This window comes from Polaribacter sp., assembly GCF_036480315.1.
GTDB lineage: Bacteria > Bacteroidota > Bacteroidia > Flavobacteriales > Flavobacteriaceae > Polaribacter.
Map to the genome: position 1 here is coordinate 1 of NZ_JAZGGG010000016.1, position 6,982 is coordinate 6,982.

Here is a 6,982-nt window from a genome sequence, read left to right on the forward strand (position 1 = left end):
ATACCTCTAAAATTTTCTCGTAATTTGCTCTAAAGCTGTTCATCTATTTAAATGTTTGAAATTCAATTAAATATACGATTCTCTTAATCAATGAACAGCTTTTTTATAATGCACAACAGGTTAATTAAGTAGTTTTTTAATTTATAAATAAGGGTTTATATCATTTTAATTTTGAAAATTTTTTTTTAACATCTTCCCAAGTGGTTTTCTTCTTTTTGTTTGATTCATTAACTTCTTGTTGTATTTCATTCTTTTGAGAATCACTTAAGTCATCCCAAGAATCATTTTTTTCTATTTTATTACTCATTTTATAAATATAAGAAATTATTACTTTACTAAAGCCAATTGAATTCGCTTCCTCACCACATCTACTTCTAAAACTTTTACAGTAATTTGTTGTTGTAAAGTAACAATTGCGTTTACATCTTTAACAAAGGTATCTGATAAATTAGAAACGTGAATTAATCCACTTTCTTTGGTTCCAATATCTACAAAACAACCAAAATTGGTAATGTTATTTACAATTCCTGGTAAGGTTTGACCTATTCTTAAATCAGCAATTGTTTTAATGTTTTTGTCAAAAGAAAACACTTTTGCTTTTTCTCGTGGATCTAAACCTGGCTTTTCTAATTCTTTTACAATGTCTTCTAACGTAGGCAAGCCAATAGATTCTGTAATGTAATTTTTTAATTGAATATGTTTTATCAATTCTGAATTACCAATAAATTCAGAAACTTTTTTGTTATTGTCTTTTGCAATTTTATCAACCAAGGCGTAACTTTCTGGATGAACTCCAGAATCATCTAACGGGTTTTTACCGTTTTTAATTCGTAAAAAACCAGCCGCTTGTTCGTACGCTTTCCCTCCTAATCGAGGCACTTTTTTAATAGCAGTTCTAGAAGAGAAAGAACCGTTTTCATTTCTGTAATTCACGATGTTCTCTGCTAGTTTTGGGCCAATTCCAGAAACGTAACTCAATAAAGATTCACTTGCTGTGTTTATGCTTACACCAATTGTATTTACGCAACTCTCTACTGTTGTATCTAAAGATTTTTTCAATTTTGTTTGATCAATATCATGCTGGTATTGTCCAACGCCAATCGATTTTGCATCAATCTTTACCAATTCTGCCAAAGGATCTTGCAATCTTCTTCCGATTGAAACAGAGCCACGAACGGTAACATCATAATTTGGGAATTCGTCTCTAGCGATTTTTGATGCTGAATAAATAGACGCGCCAGCTTCACTTACAACAAAAATTTCTATTTGATTATTAAACTGAATTTTTTTAATCAGTTGTTCTGTTTCTCTAGAAGCAGTTCCGTTTCCAATCGCAATTGCTTCAATCTTATGAGCATCTGCTAAAAAACTAATTTTTTTAATAGCTTCTATAGATTGATTTTGTGGAGCGTGAGGAAAAATAGTTTCATTATGTTCTAATTCTCCTTGTTCATTTAAACACACAACTTTACAACCAGATCTAAAACCAGGGTCGATTGCTAAAGTTCTTTTTTCACCCAAAGGAGCACCTAAAAGCAATTGTTTTAAGTTTTTGGAAAAAACAATAATAGCATCCTCATCTGCTTTTTCTTTAGCAAGAGATAATCTTTCATTTGATAAAGAAGGATATAATAAACGTTTATAAGCATCTTTAATGGCGAGTTCAATTTGAGGAGTACATGCGTTTTTAGAATTGATAATTTTGTTTTCCATTCTCTCAAGAATTCTTTCAGAATCAATTTCTATTTTAACGCGAATAAAATCTTCGTTTTCTGCTCTTAAAATTGCTAATAATCTGTGCGATGGAATTCTACTTAAAGATTCGCTCCAATTAAAATAATCTTTAAATTTCTGCGCTTTTTCATCATCAATTTTTGCTTTAACTACTTTTGAAGAAATCGTCGAATAACGTTCTAATTCACGTCTAATGTTATTTCTAATATCTGTTCGTTCATTTATCCATTCTGCAATGATAAAACGAGCGCCTTCTATTGCGTTTTCTATTGTTTCAACTTCGTTGGAAGTATATTTAGAAGCAGTGTACTCTAAATCGTTTACTCGCTGACTCATAATCATTTTTGCCAACGGTTCTAAACCTTGTAATCGTGCAGTTTCTGCTTTGGTTTTACGCTTCTTCTTAAAGGGTAAATACAAATCTTCTAAAGCAATTAAATCTTTAGAGTTGGTTACTTTTAGTGTTAATTCATCTGTTAAAACACCTTGTTCTACTAACGCTTTCAAAATTGCTTTTTTACGTTTTTCTAACGCTTCAAAAAGCTCTTTAAACTTTACAATATCACCAATTTGAACTTCATCTAAATTACCTGTCACTTCCTTTCTATATCGACTAATAAAAGGAATTGTAGCGTCTTCATTTAATAATGAAATAGTGTTTTCTACAGATTTTGAAGAAAGCTGTGTTTGCTGAATTATATATTGAAGGATTTGCATTTTTTTGTTTGAATTTGTAAGCAGAAGATTTATTAATTTTTCTTTACGAATTTAAAGATTAAAACATCTCGATACAAAATTCTTGAAAAAATAATTTCACTCGATGTGACAGTTCGTGTTACAAAACGAGTAAGAGTGAGATCATACTGTCACTTCGAGTGATTCCTATTTTTTGCGGAATTGTATCGAGAAGCTAATTCGTGAATTCGTGGCAAAAAATTAAATTACTTTCTCAAAAGCCAATCTTTTTGCGTTGTAACTTGTGTAAATAACCCCACAATATTTATAACCCAATTTTTTGATTAAAGATTGCATTCCAATGTTTTCTTCATGTGTATCAATCTTTAAACTTTCAATGTTTTTGTCTTTTAATTGTTGATGAAATTCATCAAATAGAAAAGTAGCTAACCCAAACTTTCTAAACTCTTTTTTGATGGCCATTCTATGAACAACCCCATAAACTTTAGTTTCATCTACAAACCAATTTCCATCAATAATTTTATAGGTTGGTTCTGGGTTTGAAGTAAACATAGAGGTTGCCATTATTTTGTTTTCATCATTTATAACAACATAATTTTCTCCATTTTTTATGTCATTCTCAACTTGTTCAGTATTTGGGTATCCATTTTGCCATTGATCAATATTTTGTGAAGCTAGATAGGTTTTAGCATCATTAATGATTATCATGATATTCGGAATATCATCCGAAGTTGAAAGTCTAATTTTCATCAGAATGCATTTTAAAAAAGTTAGCTACGAATTCACAAATATAATATTCGTGAATTTGTAGCTAAAATAATTTATTTTTATAAATTTTAAGCACTAACTACGTCCTTTTTAACTTTCTTATTTTCTGATAAATCAACAACAACTTGATTATGCAAAATATCTTCAATCGTTTGTCTTTTTCTAATTAAGTAATCCTTTCCATTATGTACCATAATTTCTGCAGGAATGTAACGAGAATTGTAATTAGAAGCCATAGAAAAACAATAGGCACCTGCATTGTGGAAACATAAGAGATCTTCTTCAGAAATTTCGGCAATTCTTCTATTAGAAGCAAATGTGTCTGTTTCACAAATATAACCTACAACAGAATAATATCTGTCTCTTCCTGTTGGATTAGATGCGTTTGTAATATGATGATAAGAATCATACATCATTGGCCTTACCAAATGGTTAAAACCAGAATCTACATGTGCAAAAACAGTAGAAGTTGTTTGTTTCACAACATTTACTTTTGCAAGAAATGAACCTGCTTCAGAAACTAAAAACTTACCAGGTTCAAACATTAAAGTAATGTCTTTACCATATTCAACACAAAATTCATTGAATCTTTCTGATAATTGTACACCTAATTGCTCAATATCTGTAGAAATATCTCTTTCTTTATAAGGTACTTTAAATCCACTTCCGAAATCGATAAAATCGATATTATCAAATTGTTTTGCAACATCAAACAAGATTTCTGTAGCACGTAAAAAAGTATCGATATCTAAAATATCTGAACCAGTGTGCATGTGAATTCCGTTAATGTTCATTTCTGTATTTTTAACAACACGTTTAATGTGAGGGACTTGATGAATTGAAATTCCGAATTTAGAATCAATATGACCTACTGAAATTTTAGAATTTCCACCTGCCATAATGTGAGGGTTTATGCGCACGCAAACAGGAATATCTGGGTGTTTTTGTCCGAATTGTTCTAATATAGAAAGATTATCAATATTAATTTGAACACCTAATTTTGCTACTTCTTCAATTTCTGATAAAGAAACACCATTTGGTGTGTAAATAATATCTTTAGGATCTATACCTGTTGTTAAACACAATTGTACTTCTTGATATGAAACGGTGTCTAAACCAGAACCTAAATTCTTAAAGAATTTTAATATATTTATATTAGAAAGTGCTTTTACTGCATAATTTAATTTTAAACTTTTAACAGTGCTAAAAGCATTTGTTAATCTGCTGTATTGCGATTCAATTTTATCTGTATCGTAAACATATAAAGGACTTCCGTATTTGTTTGCTAACGCTGTAAGTTGTGTGTTTTTCACTTTATTTAATTTTTATCTGGTGTCAAAAATAGTTAAATTGTTTAATAAAAACTGATTTGTTTAAAAATACAACAAATTGTTTTTTATTGTGATTTTTACATTGAAAAAGCTCCTGTAATTTGTAATTAACGGTTTCCAATTAAATTGTCATTCCTGTGAAAAAAGGAGTAAAAAATTAACAGTTTTAATAGTTGAAATCATGTTAATAACTAATTCTGAGAGCTATTTTATTTTTGCTGGTTTAATGCTACTTTAGCAAGGCTTCAAACCTACTAACAGTAAGACATTTCATGACTCAAGAAACAAAATACACAGAAGATAATATCAGGTCTTTAGACTGGAAAGAGCATATAAGAATGCGTCCTGGAATGTACATTGGTAAATTGGGTGATGGTTCTTCTGCCGATGACGGAATTTATATTTTAGTTAAAGAGGTTCTTGATAATTCCATTGATGAATATGTAATGGGAGCTGGAAAAACCATTGAAATTTCTATACAAGGAAGTAAAGTTACGGTTCGAGATTATGGACGTGGAATTCCTTTAGGAAAAGTTGTTGATGTGGTTTCTAAAATGAATACTGGTGGTAAATATGACTCTAAAGCATTTAAAAAATCAGTTGGATTAAACGGAGTTGGTACCAAAGCAGTAAATGCACTTTCATCATTTTTTAGAGTAGAATCTTCACGTGATGGTAAGTCTGCTTCCGCAGAATTTAGCCAAGGGAATTTAGAAAATCAAGAATTTTTAGAAGAGACTTCACGTAGAAAAGGAACAAAAGTTTCTTTTATTCCGGACGAAGAAATTTTTAAGAAATATAAATACAGAAATGAATACGTAGCAAAAATGCTGAAGTATTATGTGTATTTAAATCCTGGTTTAACCATAATTTTCAATGGAGAAAAGTTCTTTTCAGAAAACGGATTAAAAGATTTGTTGGAAGATAATAACAATTTGGAAGATATGTTATATCCAATAATTCACTTAAAAGGAGATGATATAGAAGTTGCAATTACGCATAGTAGAACACAATATTCAGAAGAGTATCATTCTTTTGTTAATGGGCAGTATACCACACAAGGAGGAACGCATCAAGCAGCATTTAGAGAGGCAATAGTAAAAACAATAAGAGAGTTTTACGGAAAGAATTTTGAAGCTTCGGATATTAGAAAATCTATTATTTCTGCAATTGCAATAAAAGTAATGGAACCTGTTTTTGAGAGTCAGACCAAAACAAAGTTAGGTTCTACAGATATGGGTGGAAATTTACCAACTGTAAGAAGTTATATTAATGATTTTCTAAAAACAAAATTGGATAATTATTTGCACAAAAACACTGATGTTGCTGATAAACTTCAAAAGAAAATTGTACAAGCAGAGAAAGAAAGAAAAGAACTTTCTGGAATTCGAAAGTTAGCAAAAGACAGAGCTAAAAAATCGAGTTTACACAATAAAAAACTACGAGATTGCAGAGTGCATTTAGGTGATATTAAAAAAGATAATTATTTAGAATCTACTTTATTTATTACAGAGGGAGATTCTGCTTCTGGTTCTATCACAAAATCGAGAAATGTAAACACACAAGCCGTCTTTAGTTTAAAGGGGAAGCCTTTAAATTCTTACGGATTGAGTAAGAAAATTGTCTATGAAAATGAGGAATTCAATCTTTTACAAGCAGCTTTAAATATAGAAGACGGTTTAGAAGATTTACGATACAATAACATTGTAATTGCAACAGATGCCGATGTAGATGGAATGCACATTCGTTTGTTATTAATTACTTTTTTCTTGCAGTTTTTTCCTGAATTAATTAAAGAAGGACATTTGTATATTTTAGAAACTCCATTGTTTAGAGTCAGAAATAAAAAACAAACGTTCTATTGTTATTCACAAGAAGAAAAGCAAGTTGCAATATCAAAATTAAGAGGAAAGCCAGAAATAACTCGATTTAAAGGTTTGGGTGAGATTTCACCAAATGAGTTTGTTCATTTTATTGGTGATGATATTCGTTTAGATCCTGTAATGTTAGATAAAGAAATGTCTATTGAAAGTATGTTAGAATTTTATATGGGGAAAAACACTCCGGATAGACAAAAATTTATCATTGAGAATTTAAAAGTTGAGTTGGATACTGTTGAAGAAGTTTAGAAACCTATCCTAAATCCTTTCCGAAGGAAAGAACTTTTAGCAAGTTTGTGGGAAATAAGAGAAATTAAAATGTTAGAGAGTTTACTATTATTTATTTGGGTTGCCGCAATTAATTATATTGTTTTTAAAAATTTTGTAAACCAACAATCTAAAAAAAAGAAAAATTTATTATTCATTATTGTATCAATAATATTATCAATAACCTGTTGTGCATTATAAAAAAGCTGTTCATTGATTAAGAGAATCGTATATTTAATTGAATTTCAAACATTTAAATAGATGAACAGCTTTAGAGCAAATTACGAGAAAATTTTAGAGGTATTA

At 29.8% G+C, this 6,982-nt stretch carries 5 protein-coding genes; 1 reads left to right on the plus strand and 4 read right to left on the minus strand.

Translation table 11 applies throughout. From position 1 onward, the window contains the following. Positions 1 to 160 precede the first annotated feature (160 nt). The 4 genes from V3V28_RS02890 to lysA all read right to left on the minus strand — a co-directional run bounded on the left by V3V28_RS02890 (position 161) and on the right by lysA (position 4,511). Positions 161 to 307, minus strand: a complete 147-nt coding sequence (locus tag V3V28_RS02890; protein WP_331363523.1) for a hypothetical protein — start codon at positions 305 to 307, stop codon at positions 161 to 163. A 20-nt stretch (positions 308 to 327) separates the two neighbouring features. Further along, entirely contained in the window at positions 328 to 2,451 is a 2,124-nt protein-coding gene (locus V3V28_RS02895; RefSeq protein ID WP_331363524.1) for a Tex family protein, read from the minus strand. Between the two features lie 219 nt (positions 2,452 to 2,670). Continuing rightward, on the minus strand, positions 2,671 to 3,180 hold the full coding sequence (locus V3V28_RS02900) for a GNAT family N-acetyltransferase (RefSeq protein ID WP_331363525.1): 510 nt from the start codon (positions 3,178 to 3,180) through the stop codon (positions 2,671 to 2,673). 86 nt (positions 3,181 to 3,266) lie between these two features. After that, positions 3,267 to 4,511 carry a diaminopimelate decarboxylase gene (gene lysA, locus V3V28_RS02905; RefSeq protein ID WP_331363526.1) on the minus strand — a complete coding sequence of 415 codons (1,245 nt, stop codon included), beginning with the start codon at positions 4,509 to 4,511 and terminating at the stop codon, positions 3,267 to 3,269. A 290-nt stretch (positions 4,512 to 4,801) separates the two neighbouring features. Here lysA and V3V28_RS02910 point away from each other — a divergent pair, with 290 nt between their 5' ends. Next, positions 4,802 to 6,658, plus strand: a complete 1,857-nt coding sequence (locus V3V28_RS02910; protein WP_331363527.1) for a DNA topoisomerase IV subunit B — start codon at positions 4,802 to 4,804, stop codon at positions 6,656 to 6,658. Positions 6,659 to 6,982 lie beyond the last annotated feature (324 nt).

Excerpts from the sequence above, each read along its gene's own strand:
- V3V28_RS02890 (WP_331363523.1), bottom strand. The coding sequence starts at position 307 with ATGAGTAATAAAATAGAAAAAAATGATTCTTGGGATGACTTAAGTGAT.
- V3V28_RS02895 (WP_331363524.1), bottom strand. The coding sequence starts at position 2,451 with ATGCAAATCCTTCAATATATAATTCAGCAAACACAGCTTTCTTCAAAA.
- V3V28_RS02910 (WP_331363527.1), top strand. The coding sequence starts at position 4,802 with ATGACTCAAGAAACAAAATACACAGAAGATAATATCAGGTCTTTAGAC.
- V3V28_RS02900 (WP_331363525.1), bottom strand. The coding sequence starts at position 3,180 with ATGAAAATTAGACTTTCAACTTCGGATGATATTCCGAATATCATGATA.